The organism is Hydrotalea flava, from assembly GCF_001623405.1.
GTDB lineage: Bacteria > Bacteroidota > Bacteroidia > Chitinophagales > Chitinophagaceae > Hydrotalea > Hydrotalea flava.
The window spans coordinates 29,582-53,229 of sequence record NZ_LUHG01000080.1 but is presented as its reverse complement, the minus strand read 5'-3'; the positions used below and the strand labels follow the sequence as shown (position 1 = coordinate 53,229).

Here is a 23,648-nt window from a genome sequence, read left to right as displayed (position 1 = left end):
ATTCTTTATGCAATCAAACGAATCGGTTACAACGGTAGCATATTTAGCAAAAGATGCAACCCGGCTTTTAAAAAAATTAATTGCCACCCCTTCCTTCAGCAAAGAAGAGGAAGAAACGGCTGAAATTATTCAAACATTTTTAGAAAGCAAAGGAGTAGCCACCCATCAGTTCTTGAATAATATTTGGGCAAAAAATAAATATTTTAATCCCGATAAACCCACTATCCTGTTAAACTCGCACCACGATACGGTAAAACCCAATAAAGCCTATACCCTGCCTCCATTTGAACCTATTGAAAAAGATGGCAAATTATACGGCTTAGGCAGTAATGATGCCGGCGGATGCTTAGTTTCTTTAATAGCTGTTTTTTTACATTTTTACCAGCAGGAAAATCTGTCTTATAACCTCATTATGGCCGCAACGGCAGAAGAAGAAATTTCAGGCAGCAATGGCGTTGAAATATTATTGCCTCGTTTACCTAAAATAGATTGCGGTATTGTTGGCGAACCAACATTAATGAATATGGCCCTGGCTGAAAAAGGCTTATTGGTGATTGATTGCACAGCACAAGGTAAACCCGGACATGCAGCCAGAGAAGAGGGCGATAATGCCATACTAAAAGCCCTGAAAGATATTGAATGGTTTACCCAATACCGATTTGAAAAAGTGAGCGATTTATTAGGGCCGGTTAAAATGAGTGTTACCGTTATTCAGACCGACAATAAACAACACAATGTAGTGCCGGCACAATGCCAGTTTGTAGTAGATATAAGGGTAAATGAATTGTATACTTTTGAAGAAATATTGGCAGTAATTCAACAAAACATACAAAGTCAGTTTCAGCCCAGAAGTTGCCGTTTACGTTCAACTTCAATTTCGGTAGAACATCCGCTGATTCAGGCTGGGCTGAGCTTAGGCAGAACCTGTTACGGCTCACCCACTACCAGCGATAAAGCGCTAATGCCCTTCCCAACATTGAAAATGGGGCCGGGCGATAGCGCCAGAAGCCATAGTGCAGATGAATTTATTTTTGTGGAAGAAATTACTAACGGTATTGCATTGTACATTGAATTATTGAATAAAGTATTGTTGCCTGTTTCCTAACATGAGTAAAAGGTAAAGGCAAATAGAATCATATAATTGTTAACCACGTATATACAACAACATGAAACTCTGGCAAAAAAACAGCGGTGCATTGCAGGCAGTAGAACAGTTTACAGTAGGCAACGATCGTGCTATGGATATGTACCTGGCACCTTTTGATGTTTTGGGTTCTATGGCGCATATTACTATGCTGGCATCCGTTGGATTATTGAAAGAGGATGAAGCCAAATTATTGAAAAAGGAACTGTTACATATTTATACTGCCATTGAAGCCGGTAATTTTCAGTTGGCCGATGATGTAGAAGACATTCATTCGCAAATAGAACTTCTACTCACTCAAACTTTGGGCGAAACAGGAAAAAAAATACACAGTGCCCGCAGTAGAAACGACCAGGTATTGGTAGATATTAAATTGTTTTTACGCAAGGAAATAACTACCACCGTTACTGCTGTTCATCAATTTTTTAACTTACTGCAACAACAAAGTGAGCGTTACAAAAATCATTTATTACCCGGTTATACGCATTTGCAATTGGCCATGCCTTCTTCTTTTGGTTTATGGTTTGGCGCTTATTCCGAAAGTTTGGTGGATGATTGTATTACCCTACAATCGGCCTACAAAATAGTCAACAAAAATCCATTAGGTAGTGCCGCCGGCTATGGTTCTTCTTTTCCCATTAACCGCACATTCACCACCACCCTTTTAGGTTTTGATGATTTGAATTACAATGTGGTATATGCACAAATGGGTAGGGGTAAGGCAGAGCGCATTACGGCACAGGCATTGGCCAATGTAGCCGATACTTTAGCGCGTTTAAGTATGGATATATGCCTGTACTTGAACCAGAATTTCGATTTTGTATCCTTCCCTGCCGAATTAACTACCGGCAGCAGCATTATGCCGCATAAAAAAAATCCCGATGTATTTGAGTTGATACGTTCGCACTGCAATCGCATCAAAGCCTTACCCAATGAAATTACTGTGCAAACCACTAATTTGCCATCGGGCTATCACCGCGATTTACAGTTGTTGAAAGAACATCTTTTTCCTGCCTTCGGCATACTACGTCAATGCCTGCAAATGGCCACGCTGATGCTAGAAAATATACACATTAAGGATAATATTATTATCGATGAAAAATACCGCTATATGTTTAGTGTGGAAGAAGTAAACAAATTAGTATTACAGGGCGTACCTTTTCGCGAAGCCTATCAACAAATTGGCCGGCAAATTGAAGCCGGGCAATTTACCTACAGCACCCAATTGCACCATACCCATGAAGGCAGTATAGGTAATTTGTGTAACCCGCAAATACAACACCAAATGGATACCGTAATAGCCGGATTTGGTTTTGAAAAAGCAGCACAGGCTATTGCTCAATTGCTGGCCGATGCCAAAGGGTAAAAGTATCAATCTGTTAAAAACATAGTTCCGGCAGTATAAAAAACCAGCAGTCTGTATTTCCATTCAAATTTGTTGCTTATCATTGCCAAAGAAATAAAAATTGTGGTGAACAAAACAACCGACGAAAGTTATACGTATTATATGCAATCATCGCATTCTATTAAGCTCAATATATGACTAAATTATTCCTTCCTATTGCTATTTTATTGTGTGGCACCCTCGTACAGGCACAAACCAAAAAAACCATGCCGGCACACAGCACGGCACATCCCAATACCCTTGTACTGAAAACCGAAAAAGACTCGGCCAGTTATGCATTGGGTATTAGTGTGGGGCAATCGTTAGCAGCACAAAACTTATCCAACATCAATACCGAATTATTTTTGAAAGGCTTAAAAGAAATTACTGAAAAGAAAAAAGTTCAGCTAACCGATGCGCAGGTAATGAATATTATTACTGCTTATGCAGCCAAAATGCAGGAGCTAAAAACTCAGGCCAATATAGCAGCCGGCAAAAAATTTCTGGAAGCCAATGGCAAACGTCCTGGTGTAGTTACCCTACCCGATGGCTTGGAATATGAAGTACTGAAAGCCGGTACCGATACCATAAAACCTACCTTGGCTGATAAAGTAACCTGCCATTACCACGGTACCCTCATTGACGGAACCGTATTTGATAGTTCGGTTGATAGAGGCGAGCCGGTAACATTTCCATTGAACGGTGTGATAAAAGGCTGGCAAGAAGCCCTGCAATTAATGACCATAGGCAGCAAATGGAAAATTTATCTTCCCTCCGATTTGGCTTATGGCAACAAAGGAGCAGGCGAAAAAATTGGGCCCGGGGCTACTTTGGTGTTTACGGTAGAACTGTTGGGTGTGCAACATTAGTGCGCATGCATCCCTAAAAATTACATAAAACCATGCTTACAAGCTATTACCAAAGGCGGTGGTTAATGGTATGCAGTACATATCATTAAGATTTATTACTTTCGTAGGGTATGGATCAATTGTACACCTTTATTTGGCTGATTGTTACGCTACTGTTCATCGGTTTTTTTGCCGGTTATGAAATCGCTTTTTTAAGCGCCAATCGGTTAAGTATTGAATTAAAGAAAAAGCAAGGCCGCAACGGCGGTATGATTGTAGGCAAATTTTTAGAAAAGCCTACCCAATTTATTGGCACCTGTTTAATTGGCGTGAATGTTTTTTTGGTGGCCTATGGTTTGCTGTTTGATGAATTGCTCAACTCCAGTATCTGGAATTTCTTTAAACGCTTTTTCGACATTGAAAATAGTTACCTGAAATTGGTTTTCAATACGCTACTCTCTACCCTCATTGTATTAATTTTTGGTGAATTTATACCTAAAGCCATTTTTCGTGCCAGGAACGACAGTTTATTGATTGTTTTTGCACCTTTGGCAAAATTCTTCCACAATATTTTTCAACCATTGGCCGTATTTTTTGTGGGTATTGCTCAATGGATTTTGAAGTATATTTTTAATGTGCCGGTGAAAGATAAAAGTGAGGTATTCAGCAAGGTAGATTTAGAGCATTTGTATCAGCAAAATAAAGATACGGATGAAGAAAATGCCGAGGTAAACAATGAGTTGTTTGAAAATGCATTGAGTTTACCGATGGTAAAAATACGCCAGTGCTTAGTACCCAGAACTGAAATTGAAGCGGTTGAAATCACCGCAACCTTAGAGGAAGTACGCGAACGCTACATACAAACCAAACTCAGCAGGCTGATTGTATATGAAGATACCATCGACAATATTTTGGGCTATATTCATCAGTTAGACTTGTTTAAAAAACCCGCTGCCATTAAAGATATTTTATTGCCCATACCGGCGGTTCCGGAAACCATGAGCGCCACCGATTTAATCAACAAATTCACCAAAGAAAGGAAAACCATTGCCTGGGTGGTAGATGAATTTGGCGGCACGGCAGGTATTGTTACCCTGGAAGATTTATTAGAAGAGATTTTTGGGGAAATTAAAGATGAATACGATACCGAAGATTTGGTGGAAAAACAAATAGCCGAAAAAGAATTTTTGTTCAGCGGCCGGCTGGAATTGGACTATCTGAACGAAAAATACCATTTGGAATTTAATGATGAAGAATCAGAAACACTGAGTGGATTTATTATTAACCAGCATACCACCATTCCCAAGCCCAAAGAAAAAATCATCATCGGTCCTTACCAGTTTGATATATTGAATGTGAGTGAAACCCGCATTGATATGGTAAAATTAAAAATATTAGAATAAGCAATACCCCTGTTGCTAGCAGGTTACAGGGTTTATTTTGTTAAATACATATTTTTCGTTTTTTGCTAACTGCATCCCATTAACTTTGTGCCCTAATTGAATGTTGCGTGATCAATGGCAAATTTTCGTAAAAAAAATGGAACCGCCGAAACCGCCGAGATGACCTTTATTGATCATCTGGATGCTTTAAGGATGCACATCATCCGCAGTGTTTTGGTAATATTTGTAACCAGTATCGTAATTTTTATTTACCGTAACTGGGTATTTGATAATATCATTACCGGACCCATCAATCCCAATTTTATTACGTATCGTGCTTTATACAAAATCAGTCACTGGCTGGGTATGGGCGATGGATTAACCCTTCCGCCCGTTCAGGTAAACATGCAAACCACCAGCTTCGGCGGTCAGTTTCTGGGCAGTATTACATTAGCTTTTACTATGGGCGCCATTGTATCGGCTCCTTATGTATTTTGGGAATTATGGCGTTTTATTAAACCGGCGCTTACGCCAAAAGAACTCAAGAATACTCGTTTCGCCATTTTCTGGGTTTCTTTCTTTTTCTTTCTGGGTGCAGCATTTGGTTTCTTTTTATTAGGGCCCTACACTTTTAACTTCTTAGCAAATTTTAAATTAGGCACGCTTTCTATGTTAGAAACCCGGCCTACCCTTACCGATTATTTAGAGAACTTAACCAATATTATTCTGGGCTGCGGCCTGGCATTTGAGTTGCCGGTAGTAACCTTTGTATTAACCCGTATTGGTTTGTTAACCCCCATGTTTATGCGCCGCAGCAGGCGTTATGCCATTGTTATTTTGCTCACCATTGCTGCATTCATTACTCCTAGTCCCGACTGGATGAGTATGATGATTGTGTTTGTACCCTTAATGTCGCTCTATGAATTGAGTATTCTGGTGGCAGCCAAAGTGTATAAAGATGAGCAGAAGAAGGAAAAAGAAGAATGGGGTTAATGGGTGCACATTACCACTAGTGTAATTCTTTTCTCAATACTTACCACTGCTTCGTATTTTCGATACCTATTTTTTAAAATGGTAAATATGCTATAATATAGCACTATTTTACCATGTTTACAATGAATGATTGTTTAACTTAAACCAATGCACATGATGAAAAAAATGTTACTCTTTGTTGCGCTGTTTGTCACCTGGCAGTTACAGGCACAAACCGGTGAGGATGCTGCACAAAAATTTGCACAACTCATCAATCCCTCTGCTTTAAAAGAAAAATTAACCATTTTGGCCAGCGATGAGATGGAGGGCCGTGAAACCGCAACCCCCGGGCAAAAGAAAGCGGCTGCTTACATTGAATCTGAATTTAAAAAATTTGGATTAAAGCCCGGCAATGGCAACAGCTATCAGCAATACTATCCCGTATATCAAGATGAATTAACCGATGCGCAGTTTCGTATTAATGGTGTAAACTATTCGTGGGATAAGGATTATAACTTTTCTATCAATGCATTGCAAGATGGGCAGTTTAATTATCAAAACACTGTTTTTGCCGGATATGGTATTGTAGATGAAAAAACCAACATTAACCAATACAAGGGGTTAGATGTAGCGGATAAATTAGTAATTGTATTAGAAGGCGGCCCCAAAGATTTAATGGAAAAAATCAATGCCCCCAACAATCGTTTTAGTCCGTTTGGAATGTATGCCAAAATAATGGCCGCCCGCCGTTTAGGTGCAGCCGGCATTTTATTGGTTTCGAATGATTATCCCAGAGAAAAGCCAGTTTCAAAAACAGGCAACATGTATCTAAAACCTACAGAAGGTAAACCTTTTATTACAGCCTCCATCTCTACAGCAATGGCCTCTGCGTTATTGGGCAGAACTACCCCGCAAAGCTGGAGCCAGTTGGCAGATATGAATGCGGGCACCTATTATGCCGATGTGCTAATTACCATGCGCAAAAAAACCAATGAACTGCAAAGCAGCAATGTAATTGCCATTTTACCCGGCACCGATAAAAAAGACGAGTATGTGTTTTTAACTGCACACTACGACCACTTAGGCAAGCATGATGGTAAAATTTATTATGGCGCCGATGATGATGGTTCAGGCACTACCGCGGTTTTACAAATGGCCGAGGCGTTTAGTGCTGCTGCCAAAAAAGGTTATAAACCCCGCTGCAACATTGTATTTATGACGGTAAGCGGAGAAGAAAAAGGGTTATGGGGTAGTGAATACTATTCAGAACATCCTATCTTCCCATTAGATAAAACATCTGTTGATTTGAATACAGATATGATTGGCCGTTTAGATACCGAACGCAAAACTGCCGATTCCTTAAATTATGTATATGTAATTGGCCACGATAAATTAAGCAGCGAATTGCCCATTATTAATGAAGCAGCCAATCAAAAATATGTGGGCTTGAATCTGGATTACAAGTATGATGACCCACAAGATCCCAACCGTATTTACTACCGCAGCGACCATTATAATTTTGCTAAAAAAGGCGTTCCTATATTATTCTTTTATGATGGTATGTTGTTAGCCGATTACCACAAGCCTACTGATACTGTTGATAAAATTAATTTTGAGCTAATGAGCAAAAGAGCCCAAATGATATTTTATACTGCCTGGGAAATGGCCAACCGCGATAATATGTTACTACGCGACAAACCATTGAATATGCCTAATGCCAGATAATTCATCCTTTTCAACATTACATAAACCCCATACCGTTTGGTATGGGGTTTTTTATAGGGGAATATGGATTGTAAAACTTAAAATGTAGTGATAAAAATATTTAATACCCAAAAACAGCCTGTAGCTGCTGTTTTAATGCAGGAATATAAGCAGTGGGTGAAGTATAGTAGCCGCCATATTTCGCTACAATACGTCATTCTTTATCTATTAGCAGCATAGAAGGTATGCTTACTATTTGATAGGTATCCTGAATTTTCTGGTATTTATCTACAGCGATTGGAATAACAGTTTGATCCAATATCTGAATCCATGGCAAATGGGCATGTTCTACCCAACGATGCCAGTCAGCCGCACTATGTTCAGTAGAAATACCAATAATTGTTAAATGATCGCGGTATAGTGAATCTATATTTTTTAGATAGGGTTCTAATTTCCTGCAGGGCAGGCAATAAGATACCCCAAACTTCAATAAAACATATTGCTGCTGCCGGTATGCAGCCAAATGAATAGGTATTACCTTTAGTATCATTTACTATAAAATCGGGAACTGAATTACCTACTGCAAATTTTTTTTCATTATCAAGCATTTGTGCAATAACCCTACCATTCTTACTCTTTTTTAAAGCATCCGGAAAGGCTGCATACATTTGTTCAACAGTGGAAAGAGGCATCATATCATTATTGGCAGACGCTAACCAACTTAATGTAAAATAAGAAAATGGATGTTGTAAAATTAACAATGAATCAGCGTTTTTTTCTTGTTGAAGAGATACATATAATTTTTCCTGCAACTGCCGTACCAATGATTCATATTTAGTAACCAGTGTAGCATTGTTTTCCTGCACAGCTTTTTGAATAGTCTTCTGATACAATAGCATACTGTCTTGTAATGGCTTTCGCCATTCCAGAAATGTGGTATGAATTGCTCTATCTGCAGAAAAAATACTATCTTCTACGGAACCGGATAAGTGAGAATGGTTGTAGATATTGTTTCGTGGAATGGTTAATTGCATAGAAGCAGGCGATAAAAAAATATCACAATATTCATTACTAACTACCGCATTCATTAGCGGCCCAATAGAACAAGTTGCCATAACGGGTTCTGTAATGCAGCCTTTAAAATAAAAACGGTGGTTAATCACTTTACAACTGTCTGTTACCAATTGTGTAGGCGTTACAACATATTGCAAATAAATGGTAGTGCCATTGGGCCATTGTGCAGTACCCTGTATGGTAAATGGTTTACAAGTTTCCTGTTGCGCAAATAGGAAAGGAAAGGTAAATAATAGAAAGTTAGTAAGAAAGGTCCATTTTTTATAGTCAATCATCATTAGCATTTAAATTAGCATGATACACTTTCATACGTATTAACAATTCATCCAAACTATTGACAAAATTAGGATCATTGGCAGTGTTTTGAAAATTAGAAGCAAGAATATCACCGTTAGAAAGTAGCACCATAAAGCGGGGTACTTTAGCTATTTGGTATTGTTGCAAAAAAGCATTATTCTCCATCGTATCTACACAATAAGAATAAGTTTGCATAGATGGCCGCTGTTGAAGAAAATTGTGCCATGCTTGCTTGTTCTTATCAATTGATATGGTATACAATGTAATTTTATCTTTTAATATATGTTGCAAACTATCCAACATAGGCATCTCAGCAATACAGGGTCCACACCAAGTTGCCCAGAAATTAATAACAATTGGTTTATTGGTGTTGAGTAATTGCGAAAGCGATATTTTTTGGCCGGAATAATTAATGAATAACGTATTTTTATAAGGCAACATATTAGTATATGCATTTTTAAAATTGTTGTAACGCATCAGCAGGGCCTGCTGATCTGTTGTATCTATACTATAAGTGCCATACAATAAACTATCTTTAATGGTAGTAGCTAATGGCAAATAGGTAGTATTGTACCAATTTGTAATTGTAGTAAATTGGGTTAAAGTAAATACCTTTAACATAGATGTAGAAAACAATTGATTCGCCGTCAAAAAAATATCTTTAAACTGTTTTACAGTAAAACTCATATTTACGCCAATATTAGCATTGGCTTTAACCACTGCATCTAATGCCATTCTGTAATAAGTAGTGGTTGCTTTTAAGGCTTCAATGCTATTTAAAAAAGGAATAAATGTTTTAAAAAAATTTTTTTCATCATCGGTTAAAGATAAAGAACGATGCACAAAATATTTGTACAATAAATCAATATATACACATTTAGCATTAGCAATAAAAATTTTTTCATTATCACCCCCTCGTTTGTTAAAAAACGAAACAATAAAAAGAGAGTCAGCCTGAAATTTTTGATATAAAATAATTTTATATTGCATAAAATTAAGCGTAGTATCACGTAAAGATGTTAAAATGGATTTTATGGGAAGACTATCATTATACCTATTCAAATATTTAAAATAAAAATAGCGTGTTGGATTTTTTCACTATAAACCACTTTATTATTTTTATTCAGTGTTAAGAAAATAGTATCATTATTGTTCACACAAATAGGTTTATTATAGGCTACTTGGAAGATGGTAGTTGGTATTGTTAACCGATATGTTTGCTTGGCAAAATGATTTACAAGATTAATAGTTTGCTTTTTTAATGCCACAAAAGGGTAAAAAATATCATAAGTTATATTTATAGCCTTGATTTCAGAATTGAAAAATGATGAGACTGTTTGTATATAAACATTATATACCCCTTTATTGGGTATTTGTGTATCAGCGGAATAACATATGAAAGGAAAAAAAAGAGAGAACAGCAATGGCACTAAACCATGATACAATTTTGTTGTCATAAAGTAAATAGTATTCATATTAAATAAATGATTTAATCAATAGGTAAGGTTGCCTATAAAAAATAGGCAACCTTGTTCATTCTTAGCTACAAACGCAAGTAGCTTTTACAGCTGATGGATATTGGCTTTTGCAAGCACCATAATCTGTAGAGCAACTTGAAACAGAAACAGATCCAATTTCATTTCCTTCCACAGGCGCATCCCAACACGTTGAAGTACACTGTCCTTCTAAAGTTTGGCTTGGAACACCCGTAACACCACCTTTAATTTGTTTCATTTCTTCTTTGGTTAATGGTTTCATTTTTTAAAACGAAACGGTTGAAAAATATAACTTTACTGATATTCAAACCAACATTATCATTTATTAAATTTAAAAAATTATTAGCTTATATTGCATAATTATTTTTATATATTTCATTTTACTTTTTGTCTTATTTGAATTAAAATTGGTAATATTGTACTTTTAAAAAATTCTTTTGCAGCCAAATTATCTTTAGAACCACCACGTTGAATATATGCCTGTTCCCATTTTTCTGTCCATATTATATTTGCAGGAAAAATGGGAGCGCCTTGTAAAAAATCATTTTGCTCAGAAGTAATTGAATAAACCGGAAAACGAATTTGATAACGTTTTTTAAAACTATTAATCGTGTCTTGATTCTCCATGGCAAAAGATAAAAAAACAATATCAGGATATTGCTTTAAACTATCATACAAATTATTTAACGCTGGAAACTCAGCAATGCATGGTGGGCAGTTGGCAAACCAAAAATTGGTAAAAATAATTTTATGATTCAAAGACAATCCGGTAATGCTTTTAAGCAAATCTATTTGCTGGCTATTCAATATATTTTTTGTTGGATTAGTTCTTTTCCATTTCATATCTATTGATGTAGCAGAATTAACTCGCTTTAACTTAACATATCCAACCTCAGGTTTTTTTTGTTTGAAAACATAGTTTTTTTTATTTAAACATATAGTATCTGAAAATAAACATACATTACTAACCATGTTTTGACTGACATTCACAAGTCTTATGCTATATAAAAATTTTTGAAACACCAATTGACTAAACCTAATAGGAACAAATTCAATTAACTGAAATGAATAATTATTCCCATTAATTTTACTGTTACCGATGTAACTTTTTGTATCGGATAGCTCAATTGTACTATATTGGATTTGCGATGTAGGGCTAACCTTTACCGATGCTTCAAATTTAAAATGCAAAAGCTGGTTGTTATAACAACCAGATACATTAATGAATGTAATTCTATGATATTTTTCATTCGGTTGAACACTCATATTTGTTAATACAATTGCAGAATCATTGAAAAAACTGCCATCATTATTACTATCGGGTACAATGAAATACTGGTCATTGGAAAGCTTTCCTAAAAATATTTTAAGTGTAATAGTCGTGTTGGTATCTTGACAAATGCACAAAAGTTCATCTTGAAGTAATTTTTCTTTGATAGAATCGTAGGCAATTGTACTAATCTTTCCAGATTGCCATTCATTGTAATAACTTTGTGGCCGATTGAAATAAAATTTACAAACAGTAAATGATTCACAACCTTTGTATTTAGCATATAAAGAATCGTGTTTATTTAACTGACCGTCATTTCCCATGATAAGTAAATTATGGCTTTTATAAAAATCTGCTTCATTTTTAACTACTGAAATTTTTATACCACAAGAAGTAAACAGGAATAAAACTATCAGAATGTGAAAGAATTTCATTGATTAAATTTATTGAATGGTAGTATGCATTAAACTTTTTGGAAAGGAAGAACAATAAGTATTTGCATAGCTTTGTTCTTCCTTAAGAGAATACTATTCTGCTATTAAGAATATCAACAAAGATGATTTGTTCTGCTGCTGTAGCAGTTTTAACAGCCTATACTACGCCCATTACAAATCAGTTCTTTATCCGATTTTCCTCTTTCACATTGTTTTGTTGGTCCACATAATGGGCCATACCAACATGTAATACAAACAGAAGGATCAGTACCTCCTTTAATTAATTTCATTTCTTCTTTGGTTAATGGTTTCATTTTTAAAAAATTTAAAAGTTAAAAAATATACCTGAACATGCATACAGGCAACCCTTGCGCTTAGGTAGTATAAAAATATAAACAATTTTTGAATAGTAAGTGTAGGGGAAGCCCTACAATTTGAAGTAAAAAATATTCAAAAAATGACTATTTGTTCGTACAAAAAAAGTAAATAACTCAGTAGTTCAGTTTTCCTCTGCAGTAAATTTGAAAGACAAAAATGGAGGTGAAGAAAAAAAATGAAAAATAACTATACTAAAATTTGGATTTAATTTTCGTTAAATATCGATGCATAGTAGAATCATTAATTTCATCTAATAAATTTAAATCAAAACCCTCATTTAATAATAATCCATATTTTGGGATGGTTAGAATTTTTTTAAAAATGGTATCTTGATTAGCGAAATTTCTTCTAAATTGATTTGAGGCAAACATATTCCGCTCAAACAAAAAAGATTGCCAATTATCTTGTGATTTATCAATGGATACAAATAGAATATTTAAATCAGGATACTTCTTTTTTAAATCAACAATTTCAGGCAAACTTTTTAAACAAGGTAAACACCAGGTAGCCCAAAAATAAATCAATAAGGGCTTATCAGAATATTGTGATACTATCTCTGAAAAATCTTGCGAATGAAATTGGATATCATATAAATTTTTATTTTTTGGGGAGTCCTTTAATTTATCTGTTTCGGCAAGAGTACTCTTATCAATATATTTAAAAAAGATTGATTTGACTGCTTCTCTTTTTAATGTTCTATATAAAGTTCCATTTAGTTTGATTTTTTTACGTTGCGCATGAACATATAAAGAGGCAACAAGATAATCATAACAAATAGATTGTTTATTGAAATAATGCTGGATGTCATCGAAATAAATACGTATTGAATAATCAGTTTTTAATTTAATAATTGATGTTTTGGTAAGCTGTTTAGCAATGTTTGAAATTAATAAAGCAATATCACCTTGGGAAAAAATGGAAATTTTTTGACGATTAATTTGATTGATATAATCATTCAATCTATTATTTAGTAATCCTAAACTATCCAATATTGGCATAGATTCTGTTAAATAATAGTATTCATCTATTAATTTTTGGGTTTCTAATATATAGTGCAGCAAATCATCTTTAATTTTTTGATTAAAATCATAGTTATTGATTAATTGATTGACATTTTTTCTATAAAAACTGTCATTTTTAGATAAATGTTGAGCAATGAAATTTTCATTAGCAATGATACTATCTTGATGTTGCAAAAAATAAATAGTATAGCTATTATTAAATGAAGCCTTCATTTCAAAACACCTATTTAAAAATTCATTATATTTTTTGTTTTCGTTATTTTGAGTATTGATGTAAGTATATCCGTTTCTGTTATAAATGGTAATGGTATCGGTATCAAATAAAAACCAATTGGTATCTTTATTAATAGAAAATAGCTGACCCGGAATGACATGAAACACCTTCTTAACACCGGCAGTATCAATATAATCTAAAGCACAACCGTTAGAAAAGAAATCGCAAACAGACATTTGAACAGGTTGTTGAAAAGATGCATTTACCTGCACCTGAATAACCGGCAGTTTACTTCTGGTTTTACATCCCATTATACCTAAAACACTTAATAGACAAAATGGTAAAATCGTATTAGCCATAACTGAATTTGTAAAAACTGAAACAACGAGATCATTATAATAATGACCTCATTGTTTTCTTTGTTATGAATATTAGATAAAATATTTAACAAGCAACACTGTAGTGACATACCATGCCATTTCCGGAATCATAACATCTTCCGGATCCACTTTCTTGTGATTTTCCATTACATTTAATAGTAATATGTGTAGTGCAATCTCCATTGTTTGTACATGGTGTACTGGCACTACCACCAACAATTAATTTCATTTCTTCTTTGGTTAATGGTTTCATTTTTAAAAAATTTAAAAGTTAAAAAATATACCTGAACATGTATACAGGCAACCCTTGCGCTTAGGTAGTGTAAAAATATAAACAATTTTTGAATAATAAGTGTAGGGGAAGCCCTACAATTTTATGATACACAATTAATCTTCCCTAGGCAGTGAAACAATATAAGGTATGTTAAAATGTCGACATAAATTATCTAATGCACCAATCCCATTTTCATGAAATAATACATTTCCGGATGCATCAATAACCATAAAAGTAGGATATATCCCTATGTTTAAATAATGATGCAAAGTGTGATTATCCGCATCATACAAAGGTTCATAATAAACCGGCCAGGTTGGCTTGTGCTGCCAATAAAATGCTTCTGCATTTTCTATACTATATTCATTTAGAATAGTAATCAACTGAAGCTGTGGAGGGAGTTGTTGTACTAGCTGTTTAATAAAGGGTTGTAAAGCCATACAAGGCTTGCACCAGGTACCACTGAATTCAAGAATGGTATAGGGCTTTTCTTGAAAGTTGATGGATGTTTTTTTATGTAATGCAAGTTGATACAGATAGCTGCCTACTAAAACTGCATAAGGAATTGTTACATGTGCAGTTAAAGGAGTATCAATGGTAAAATGCAAAATTTGATGATCAAAATCAATAGACTGAATATGTATACTATCTTTTCCAAAAGCTGTACCTTGTCCATTTTGTAAAACATAATCTAAGGTATTATAAGCCATTAATTGTAATTGTTCATTTTCTATGGCATAAAATAAAATAGCAGCATACGCATGTATGTTTCGTATTTGCTTAGGATAAATAGCAGCCGTTAAAGCGTAAGGAAAAATACGAAACTGATAAATGGCCCCTTTATAGCTAAAAGGTACAGATTCATAGTAAGCATAAGAAATAATAGTACATTTAAAATAGTCGATTTGCTGTAATTGAACACTATCGGTAAATGGCTTTCCGGAAGCAGTTACAGGCGCACAACGAAATGCTGCATCAAATAAATGAACGGTATGATGAGTGTCGGTATAAGCTAAATTACGAAGGTGTATGACGGGAAGTTGTTGAATATATGCAGATGTTGATTGATTGGCACTTTTTAACGGTATAATATACACAGAATCATCCCTAAAAGAATGATTAAAATTTTGGTCAGCCACTACTACTAATTGTTGCTGTGCAATACCAACTAAAATAGAAACCTCGTTTTGGTCATGGCGCTCCTTTTGTGATTGAATAGATTTATGGAAAACAGCATAACGCTGAATAACCATACCATTTTTTAAATGCAACAAGCTATCAGATGTATTTATGTAAGTGGGTGAATTTAATTCAGTAACATAAAAAAAGTTACTATCAGATTTATTTAAATAAAATGGTATCTGAAAAGTTTGTGACAATAATACACAGTGATAGAATAATAAGATTACAATGAAATATATTTTTTTTAATAGACACATGTAATTGTAATAAACAGATAAAGCCATTGGCTAATGTTGTTGATAAAAGATTAGCCAATAGCAATTTGAAAAATTAACAGGAAACATATTGCAACTCCATAGTGAATAAATTAGCACACTGCATGGCTAACCCACCATAGCCATACAAATTCGTACAAACCCATCCGGAAGGGAAACTTTGGCAGGTAGCACTGTTAGCAGAACAGGTGCCACAATGCGTAATACCTCCTTTAATTTGTTTCATTTCTTCTTTGGTTAATGGTTTCATTTTTAAAAAAGTTAAAAGTTAAAAAATATACCTGAACATGTATACAGGCAACCCTTGCGCTTAGGTAGTATAAAAATATAAACAATTTTTGAATAATAGGTGTAGGGGAAGCACTACAATTTTATGATACACAATTAATTTTCCTCTGGTAGTGAAACAATATAAGGCATGTTTAAATGCCGGCATGTAATATATACTGTTTCTATTTCATTTTCATGAAACTTATTTCAAATGCGTACTAATTAATTGTACCAACTGATGAAAACTACCGGAAGGGGATGGCGCATTGGAATGAATTACTTCCCCATTTTTACCTATAAACAAATATCTTGGAATGGAATAAACTGAAAATTTTTGATTGAATGCACTTTCATCAAATTCGATAAAACAATAATTGAATGCACGATTCAATTGCTCTAATTCACTTGCTTTTAGCCATGCTAATACATCGCGATCAATTGTTAAATGAAGCAATACAAAATCATTTGATTTAAGTGTATCAGCCAATTTATTTAAGTAAGGCATATCAGCCCTACATGGGCCACACCAACTAGCCCAAATATCTACTAAAATTACTTTATGATGAAACTGATCCAATAATTTGGGTAACGAAATCTTTGTTTCCAGATCAACTGATAGTAAGCTGTCATTTATAAAAGAGGTTAAGAAATTTGAAGTATCAACCTTTTTTAAATTGGGCAAAATAACATTACTTCCAATAATGGTAGTATCTCTGAATAAACCATCTTGTATAATGTTATGAGTTAAAATATTACGAATATATTTGGATGGAATAAAAGACAATTGATGGGCTAATGTATAAATTGTTGCAGAATCGTTTAATTTTCTATAATAAGTTCCAGAGCATTGATAATTGAAGAGCACATTACATAGTTCTATAAAATAGGGATTAATGTATTTTTGAAAAAAATTATCTGAATATGGAAATGCATTTGTGAAAAGAGAGTCAGATAAATGATGCAACCAAATAGCATTGGTTTTTGTATCAATAGCCAGATAGCTTTTAGAAAGTAGCTGTAAGCATAGAATAACACGCTTAAAATAATCAGAAATATCCTCGGTTAAAAAATGTTGCCGTGTAAAATGATGAAGGTATACATATTGTAGATTGGTTAAAGAATCGATTGCACCATTGATTTGGTTAGTTAAAAAAACCCGATGCATGGAGTCTGCTGATTTAGGAATGGCATACTTGATGGTAAGTGTATTAATACTGTCCAACATCAATTTAAATAAATTCATTGAGTACATTAACACGGTATCTGCATGCATGAAGGTTATACTGCCATCCCAATTTAATTGAATGTGCACTGTAGTATTTGGGAAAACCAAATATGGCGTTCTAACAAGATCATTATTCTGAATAAATAGAGTTGGTCGTTGCAGCGGAACAAAGTTTTGTCCTTTATGTAAAAAGATGTTGTGTGGAACTCCAATGGAATCATAGTATTTAAATACTAATTTAAAAGGGGTACCGTCATTCATAAAAAATGCACTATCATTTATTTCAAAAGTTACACCCGATGAACTCATTTTCAGCAATTTGTTATTATAAAACAAGCTATGGGCATGAACTGATATAGTACAATTAGCAATGAATACAATCAATATAATCTTAATTATATACATTATATTTAGTTTATTGAGTAAAATATAAAAAAGAGGCAGTATTAAATAGACACTTTGGTTAGCAATAATTTATTTTTTATATCACAACAATTCATATCAATTAAAATAACTGCCTCTAATAGTAAAAAACAACACTCAAAATTTACTGTGGAGGTAAAATTTCTACAACTATTGTTGTACACAAACAGCCATATCCTGCCGGGCTGCATTTACACTTTTTTGATTCAGTAGACTTAGCTTCACAAATGCTTGCAACACAACCTTGATCAATACCTCCTTTAATTAATTTCATTTCATCTTTGGTTAATGGTTTCATTTTTAAAAAATTTAAAAGTTAAAAAATATACCTGAACATGCATACAGGCAACCCTTGCGCTTAGGTAGTATAAAAATATAAACAATTTTTGAATAATAAGTATAGGGGAAGCCCTACAATTTTTAAAAATACGGGTTATAAAAGGGATATTAAATTTTAAAAAGAAGCGTCGCCAATTCGAATAAATTTTCTACTAATACAATAAATCAATAATCCCATTCGCCCTCCTTCTATATTTAATTTTTTACAAATGCGTTGTATATAAACTTCTATTGTTTTTTCTTCTTTGTTTAAAATAAGTCCTATTTCTTTATAGCTCAATGTGCCGGGCAACAAACTAATAATTGAACGCTCGGTGGCTGTTAAACGAAGGCTTTTCATATTCAATTGTTCCGCCCAACGTTCTTCCCGAAGTATTTTGTGTATTTTAGCAGTAATGCCTAATTGGGCAGAAAAATAAAGTTGATGATTGAATATTGCTGCCACGGCTTCTGGTAATTCTTGTGGTATATTGTTTTCCAAAACCACAGCGCTAACACCAAGGGCTAACGCATCTTTCACTTGTTTTACACCTACTTCAGATACTACCAGTAATAAGGGTAATCCGGCATAATGAGTAGAAATAAATTCAATTAAGGCCAATGATTCTATTTTTTTGGAGGATAACCCCAATATAATAAAATGGGGCAATGGTTTGGCAAAATGAAGTTGTTGTAAAAAATGTATACAGTCGTTAAACAAAACAATAGATAAGGATGCAAAACCAGCTTCGAGATGATGCCTCACTAAAACTACTACATCAGCCTGATTATGATATATAAAAACTTTCATTCAAAAGGTTTCGGTAAATATAGTATATATATATATATATATATATATATAGCTAAATTTTTTTGTGTAGGGAATTCCCTACAAAATTCAATTTGAGCAAATTGTAGGGATTCCCCTACATAGTCCATATTAATAAAATTATTAAGTTTACAAAAAAATGTATGTATGGTATATAGTTTTAACACATCCTTAGATGCTGTAGCTATTAAATATGCTAAATTAAAAGGGGTACAAATAACAGCATCGCAAATTAAAGAATCACTATTAGAACATCCATTTTATCCCAGCTTATTAAGTCTAAGTGATACTTTTGCTAAATTTAACTTGAAAAATGCTGCCTTTAAAATAGAGACAACACAAATTGAAACCATAGAAACACCATTTATTGCCTTTCATCAGGTAGAAAATGTTGGTAAAGATTTTATTTTAGTGCAAGACATTAACAAAAATAATGTTACTTTTTATCATAACCGGTTGAGCAAAAAAACCATATCGAGAGAACAGTTTTTAGAATCATTCCAAAAAATTGTTTGGTTGGCAGAAAATGCAGCTCAAAAAAACAATCAACAATATAAAGTATATAAAAAAGAAGAATTATTTACAAGGCTAAAGCAATGGGTAGCCATTATTGCAGCTTTTATGGTCATTTCCGGTTTAATAGTACTTAATCAGCAAATTTCATTTAACAGTTATATTCCATACATCGCCATCGTATGTGTTAAGCTGATGGGCATTTTAGCAACCAGCCTATTATTGATATATGAAATTGATCAGAATAATCCATTCATAAAAAATTTATGTGGTATTGGGAAGAAAACGAATTGCAATGCTATTTTACATAGTAAAGCCTCAAAAATTGCAGGTGTTTCATGGAGTGAATTAGGCTTTATTTACTTTGCAAGCACATGTATTATTTTATTACTACCCGGGTTGGGTTTAGATAATAAATTTGCATTTATTTCATTATTAAGTGCATGTGCAAGTCCTTATATTATATTCAGTATTTATTATCAATGGAAAGTGATAAAACAATGGTGCCCCTTGTGTTTAATTGTTCAATTAACTTTATTACTTGAGTTGATTTGGTCAGTTTCACATGTTGCTCTATTTACAAAAATATCCATTTTAAATATTGTCAACACTAATTTTTTGGTGGTAGTTTCAATTGCAGTTATTTTACCAATAATTTTTTTATTTTTTTTTAAACCTATATTTCTAGATGCCAAAAAATATTCGTTGTATTTCCATGCTTATAGAAGAACACATTTTAATCCGGATATTTTCAATGCATTGTTAGTACAACAACCTGCCGCGCCTGATGGCTGGCAAAATATTGGCATATCAATAGGTAACCCCGAAGGTAAAATCAACATTATCAAAGTATGCAATCCCTATTGTAATCCTTGCTCAGAAGCGCATCCCATCCTAGAAGAACTCATCCATTCAAATAAGAATATTCAGGTAAAAATTATTTTTTTATGTAGTTCGAAAGGAGAAATGGTTGTAAATCATTTAATGGGAATTTATGCAGAGGGTAATGAATTGAAAACAAGGAATGCATTAGATGCCTGGTACTTATCAGTGGAAAAAGATTATGAACAATTTTCACAAAAGTTTTCCGTAAACCCGTCTTTAAAAGACCAGCAGCAAGAAGTAAATACCATGAATAAATGGGTACGTGAGGCAGGTATTGCATTTACACCTACCCTGTTTATTAATGGGTACAGATTACCGGAAGATTATTCGATTGAAGATTTAAAAAATATCATCATTTAACTATTGGTATAAACGCTTTTCTTTTGGTAACGTTCCCTAAAAGAAAATATCCGGTGGAACGCCTGCTACGCAATACAAGTAGCAGACCGGATAAGCCAACACCGGGTAAGGCTTAAAGCTCCCGGCAAACATTCAATCACTTTTAAATGTAAAAAAATGACAACGAAAAAATTAAGACTTGCCGATTTGCAGCAGCAATTGAGCAGGACAGAAATGAAACAAATTATGGCTGGGGGTGGATTAAATCAGGGTTTATCAGGCACACAAGGTTATATGTGTTGCTGGTCAGGCACTACAAACTGTAGTATTTGTCAACCAGCTGCGCGTCCGGATTGTGTATCGGGAGCCACAGCAGTTGAATGCTAAATAATGTAATTAGATGATTACATTATTTTGATATGAAGGAATTAAATAATTCCTTCATATCTATCATTTAAAGATTAAGACTATGAAATACTTATTAATATTTATTTTAATTTTATTTTTTTTCGGATGTACGTCATCTAATGAAAAAAATATGCCTTATGTAAATGCCCCGGATATTGAAAAAAATATCATGAGCTGGTTGTATTATGATCGTGATTACATGAATTGGTCGGCAGATTGTATAGCTTATAATGAGCATGACAGTGTAATCACTAAAAAAGAATTTTTAAAACAATTAACAACTGGGGAATATATTCCGGTGAGATTACAAAGCAAAGACAGTACCATTCAATATCAATTAGCTATTGCCCATAATGCAGAAGTTGGAAATGTTATTCGCAATAAGGCCATTGCTGAGGGGCATTACGATTCTATGCGCGGTATGCCCCTACCCAACTTCAATTTCAAAACAATAAGCAATGAAGTAATTAATAATCATATAACACCACAAAAAAAATATGTCATTAATTGTTGGTTTATTCATTGTAAAACTTGTGTGGCTGAATTTCCTCAATTGAATGCATTGGTAGATGCATACAAGAATAGACCGGATATTGCTTTTTTAGGTATGGCATTTGATCGTGCAGATAGCATTAAAGCATTCTTAGCGGATCATCCATTTAAATATACCATCATCCCAAATAAAGAAAAATATTTAATGGATACCTTACAAATCATGGGTTTTCCTACGCAGTTAATAGTAGATAGCACCGGCCATATCATCAATGTATATTCCAATTTAAATGAAATGAAAACAGCACTCAAAAAATTGTAAACTATTAAAAATGTATATGCATATATGTTGAATGAAATTTTATCAATAGTATTTTTTTAGTAAGGTTCCCTAAAAGAAAATATCCGGTGGAACGCCTGCTACTCAATACAAGTAGCTGACCGAATAAGCCAACACCGGGTGAGGCTTTAAGCTCCCGGCAAATATTCAATCACTTTAAAAATGAAAAAAAATGAAAAAAAATGAAAAAAAGAAAATTAAGCCTTGCCGATTTGCAGCAGCATTTGAGCAGGGCAGAAATGAAACAAATTAAGGCAGGGAATGCAGTCGGATTCAATGACAAATGTCCGGCTACTTGCAATAGTAATTGCAATGCCCCCTATTGCAAATGTGACACCAATGGCAGTAATGTTTGTGATAAAAACTATTGATATCATTCATATTTCTCAAATGCATAGAATAGGTATTCAAACATACTGAATGCTTTAACTGCACAATATGAAAAAATTAATTTGTTGTTTAGGAATTATTACTGTTGGCATTTTACATGCACAAAACGTTGTACTGCCCTTCATATTGAATGGTTACATAAATAGTGATACCGGTTCCGTTCGGTTAATATTAACCGGCGACAGTTCTAATTATCTTCCTATTCAATATTTAACGACAGGCAAGGTAAAAAATGGCCAATTTTCATTCAGTGGTGTCTTATCATACCCATTATCATTCCGCCTTTTATTTCTGGGAAATAAGGAGTATGTTTCAGACCTGTTCTATATTGATGCCGGCACACAAACCATCATATGCAATGTTGATTCAATACGTGAAATTCCCGCTATGAATAATGCAACGATGCAGGAATTGATCCAATTTAAGCAACAACATTACACAAGTGAAACCATTCAGGTATATATCAAAAAACATCCTGCATCTTATATGGCTATGTGGCAACTTGCAAGAATGCTTTCTTTCAATTACAATCCCAATTTAGATACTGCATACTCGTATTTATCTGATGCCGTGAAAATGAGTTATACAGGTATCCGTTTAGGTGAAAAATTAAAAGCTGCAGCCGTTTTAAGTCTGAACCATATTTTTCCTAATTTAACCTTATTAGACATGTGGAAAAATCCTACACAACTTTTTAATCAGAAAAAAATAAACCAATTTACGCTCATTGATTTTTGGTTCAGCCATTGTAATCCTTGTATTGAACAGTTTCCGCAATTCATACAAATATATCATAAATATAAAAATATTAATTTTAATATGATTGGAATTTCAGTGGACAATACAAAGGACATAGGAAACTGGATAAAAATGATAGGCAAGTATCAACTACCCTGGCAACAATTATTAGATACCAACGGGTTTCAAGCTCTTAAATTATCAATTAATACCTATCCTAGGAATTTTCTTTTAGATAGTCATCATGTAATTATTCAGAAAGATATTACACCGGAAGCTTTAAATAATTTTTTAGCAGAAAAAATGACCGAACATAAATCTTCTTTTAGTAACGTTCCCTAAAAGAAACATCCGGTGGAACGCCTGCTACGAAGTACAAGTAGCTGACCGGATAAGCCAACACCGGGTGAGGCTTTAAGCTCCCGGCAAACATTCAATCACTTTTAAATGTAAAAAAATGACAAAAAGAAAATTAAGCCTTACTGATTTGCAGCAGCAATTGAGCAAGGCAGCCATGAAACAAATTAAGGCAGGATCAGGTTTTGGGAATTCTTGCAATATTTATTGTGGAAATAACCCAAGTTTATGTACGGATACTTGTACGACTTGTACTCCTGCAGGAAATGCATCTAACCCAAATGTACCAGGAGGAGACAAGATTTGTGTAAGGTAAAATAAATATTAATTTATAACGTAAATATTATTCATTATATTTTATATGATTGAATATATAATATAATGAATAATG

26 protein-coding genes are annotated in these 23,648 nt (G+C 33.8%); 12 read left to right on the top strand and 14 right to left on the bottom strand.

Features of this window, described 5'->3' with window-relative positions; genetic code table 11:
• Positions 1 to 7 precede the first annotated feature (7 nt).
• The 6 genes from A0F92_RS09040 to A0F92_RS09015 all read left to right on the top strand — a co-directional run bounded on the left by A0F92_RS09040 (position 8) and on the right by A0F92_RS09015 (position 7,455).
• The gene (locus tag A0F92_RS09040) at positions 8 to 1,105 is read left to right on the top strand and encodes a M20 family metallo-hydrolase (RefSeq protein WP_068244576.1); all 1,098 of its coding nucleotides are present in this window, start codon (positions 8 to 10) and stop codon (positions 1,103 to 1,105) included.
• A gap of 61 nt (positions 1,106 to 1,166) precedes the next feature.
• Complete coding sequence (argH, locus tag A0F92_RS09035; RefSeq protein ID WP_068244572.1) at positions 1,167 to 2,510, top strand: argininosuccinate lyase; 1,344 nt, start codon at positions 1,167 to 1,169, stop codon at positions 2,508 to 2,510.
• 173 nt (positions 2,511 to 2,683) lie between these two features.
• Complete coding sequence (locus tag A0F92_RS09030; RefSeq protein WP_253810312.1) at positions 2,684 to 3,397, top strand: FKBP-type peptidyl-prolyl cis-trans isomerase; 714 nt, start codon at positions 2,684 to 2,686, stop codon at positions 3,395 to 3,397.
• Between the two features lie 110 nt (positions 3,398 to 3,507).
• Positions 3,508 to 4,779, top strand: a complete 1,272-nt coding sequence (locus tag A0F92_RS09025) for a hemolysin family protein (RefSeq protein WP_068244566.1) — start codon at positions 3,508 to 3,510, stop codon at positions 4,777 to 4,779.
• 114 nt (positions 4,780 to 4,893) lie between these two features.
• Positions 4,894 to 5,751, top strand: a complete 858-nt coding sequence (gene tatC / locus A0F92_RS09020) for a twin-arginine translocase subunit TatC (RefSeq protein ID WP_068244563.1) — start codon at positions 4,894 to 4,896, stop codon at positions 5,749 to 5,751.
• A gap of 153 nt (positions 5,752 to 5,904) precedes the next feature.
• Positions 5,905 to 7,455: a M28 family peptidase gene (locus A0F92_RS09015; protein WP_167516970.1), complete on the top strand. Its 1,551-nt coding sequence runs from the start codon at positions 5,905 to 5,907 to the stop codon at positions 7,453 to 7,455.
• Positions 7,456 to 7,648: 193 nt separating this feature from the next.
• On the opposite strand, the gene A0F92_RS16065 is transcribed toward A0F92_RS09015, so the two are convergent.
• The 14 genes from A0F92_RS16065 to A0F92_RS08960 form a co-directional block, all read right to left on the bottom strand.
• Complete coding sequence (locus A0F92_RS16065; protein WP_394330969.1) at positions 7,649 to 7,924, bottom strand: TlpA family protein disulfide reductase; 276 nt, start codon at positions 7,922 to 7,924, stop codon at positions 7,649 to 7,651.
• A complete protein-coding gene (locus A0F92_RS09010) occupies positions 7,815 to 8,786 on the bottom strand; it encodes a DUF4369 domain-containing protein (RefSeq protein WP_167516969.1) in 972 nt (323 codons plus the stop codon). Before A0F92_RS09010 ends, A0F92_RS16065 begins: the two co-directional genes overlap by 110 nt.
• On the bottom strand, positions 8,776 to 9,795 hold the full coding sequence (locus A0F92_RS09005) for a TlpA family protein disulfide reductase (protein WP_068244556.1): 1,020 nt from the start codon (positions 9,793 to 9,795) through the stop codon (positions 8,776 to 8,778). The genes A0F92_RS09010 and A0F92_RS09005 overlap by 11 nt, the downstream gene beginning before the upstream one ends.
• Positions 9,796 to 9,863: 68 nt before the next feature.
• Entirely contained in the window at positions 9,864 to 10,280 is a 417-nt protein-coding gene (locus A0F92_RS09000) for a hypothetical protein (RefSeq protein WP_167516968.1), read from the bottom strand.
• Between the two features lie 64 nt (positions 10,281 to 10,344).
• The gene (locus tag A0F92_RS08995) at positions 10,345 to 10,563 is read right to left on the bottom strand and encodes a bacteriocin (RefSeq protein WP_068244551.1); all 219 of its coding nucleotides are present in this window, start codon (positions 10,561 to 10,563) and stop codon (positions 10,345 to 10,347) included.
• Between the two features lie 113 nt (positions 10,564 to 10,676).
• The gene (locus A0F92_RS08990; protein ID WP_068244548.1) at positions 10,677 to 12,005 is read right to left on the bottom strand and encodes a TlpA family protein disulfide reductase; all 1,329 of its coding nucleotides are present in this window, start codon (positions 12,003 to 12,005) and stop codon (positions 10,677 to 10,679) included.
• A gap of 149 nt (positions 12,006 to 12,154) precedes the next feature.
• Positions 12,155 to 12,319 (bottom strand): hypothetical protein, encoded by a 165-nt coding sequence (locus A0F92_RS15595; RefSeq protein ID WP_167516967.1) that lies wholly within the window; start codon positions 12,317 to 12,319, stop codon positions 12,155 to 12,157.
• 255 nt (positions 12,320 to 12,574) lie between these two features.
• Complete coding sequence (locus A0F92_RS08985) at positions 12,575 to 13,978, bottom strand: TlpA family protein disulfide reductase (protein ID WP_167516966.1); 1,404 nt, start codon at positions 13,976 to 13,978, stop codon at positions 12,575 to 12,577.
• An 85-nt stretch (positions 13,979 to 14,063) separates the two neighbouring features.
• Positions 14,064 to 14,252, bottom strand: a complete 189-nt coding sequence (locus tag A0F92_RS08980) for a hypothetical protein (RefSeq protein WP_068244541.1) — start codon at positions 14,250 to 14,252, stop codon at positions 14,064 to 14,066.
• Positions 14,253 to 14,386: 134 nt separating this feature from the next.
• Positions 14,387 to 15,547, bottom strand: coding sequence for a TlpA family protein disulfide reductase (locus A0F92_RS08975; RefSeq protein ID WP_167516965.1), 1,161 nt, complete (start codon positions 15,545 to 15,547; stop codon positions 14,387 to 14,389).
• 238 nt (positions 15,548 to 15,785) lie between these two features.
• Positions 15,786 to 15,980 (bottom strand): bacteriocin, encoded by a 195-nt coding sequence (locus A0F92_RS08970; RefSeq protein ID WP_068244533.1) that lies wholly within the window; start codon positions 15,978 to 15,980, stop codon positions 15,786 to 15,788.
• A 222-nt stretch (positions 15,981 to 16,202) separates the two neighbouring features.
• The gene (locus tag A0F92_RS08965; protein ID WP_068244530.1) at positions 16,203 to 17,534 is read right to left on the bottom strand and encodes a TlpA family protein disulfide reductase; all 1,332 of its coding nucleotides are present in this window, start codon (positions 17,532 to 17,534) and stop codon (positions 16,203 to 16,205) included.
• 238 nt (positions 17,535 to 17,772) lie between these two features.
• Positions 17,773 to 17,946, bottom strand: a complete 174-nt coding sequence (locus tag A0F92_RS15590) for a hypothetical protein (RefSeq protein ID WP_167516964.1) — start codon at positions 17,944 to 17,946, stop codon at positions 17,773 to 17,775.
• A gap of 156 nt (positions 17,947 to 18,102) precedes the next feature.
• The gene (locus tag A0F92_RS08960) at positions 18,103 to 18,777 is read right to left on the bottom strand and encodes a LuxR C-terminal-related transcriptional regulator (protein ID WP_068244526.1); all 675 of its coding nucleotides are present in this window, start codon (positions 18,775 to 18,777) and stop codon (positions 18,103 to 18,105) included.
• Between the two features lie 165 nt (positions 18,778 to 18,942).
• On the opposite strand from A0F92_RS08960, the gene A0F92_RS08955 reads away from it, so the two are divergent.
• The 6 genes from A0F92_RS08955 (at position 18,943) to A0F92_RS15585 (ending at position 23,573) form a co-directional block, all read left to right on the top strand.
• Positions 18,943 to 20,553, top strand: a complete 1,611-nt coding sequence (locus tag A0F92_RS08955) for a vitamin K epoxide reductase family protein (RefSeq protein ID WP_068244524.1) — start codon at positions 18,943 to 18,945, stop codon at positions 20,551 to 20,553.
• A gap of 156 nt (positions 20,554 to 20,709) precedes the next feature.
• Positions 20,710 to 20,919 carry a hypothetical protein gene (locus A0F92_RS08950; RefSeq protein WP_068244521.1) on the top strand — a complete coding sequence of 70 codons (210 nt, stop codon included), beginning with the start codon at positions 20,710 to 20,712 and terminating at the stop codon, positions 20,917 to 20,919.
• Positions 20,920 to 21,001: 82 nt separating this feature from the next.
• Positions 21,002 to 21,754 carry a TlpA family protein disulfide reductase gene (locus A0F92_RS08945; protein WP_167516963.1) on the top strand — a complete coding sequence of 251 codons (753 nt, stop codon included), beginning with the start codon at positions 21,002 to 21,004 and terminating at the stop codon, positions 21,752 to 21,754.
• A 200-nt stretch (positions 21,755 to 21,954) separates the two neighbouring features.
• Positions 21,955 to 22,143: a hypothetical protein gene (locus tag A0F92_RS08940; protein WP_068244515.1), complete on the top strand. Its 189-nt coding sequence runs from the start codon at positions 21,955 to 21,957 to the stop codon at positions 22,141 to 22,143.
• Positions 22,144 to 22,210: 67 nt separating this feature from the next.
• Positions 22,211 to 23,242, top strand: a complete 1,032-nt coding sequence (locus A0F92_RS08935; protein ID WP_068244512.1) for a TlpA disulfide reductase family protein — start codon at positions 22,211 to 22,213, stop codon at positions 23,240 to 23,242.
• 115 nt (positions 23,243 to 23,357) lie between these two features.
• On the top strand, positions 23,358 to 23,573 hold the full coding sequence (locus A0F92_RS15585) for a hypothetical protein (RefSeq protein ID WP_167516962.1): 216 nt from the start codon (positions 23,358 to 23,360) through the stop codon (positions 23,571 to 23,573).
• The last annotated feature ends 75 nt before the right edge of the window (positions 23,574 to 23,648 follow it).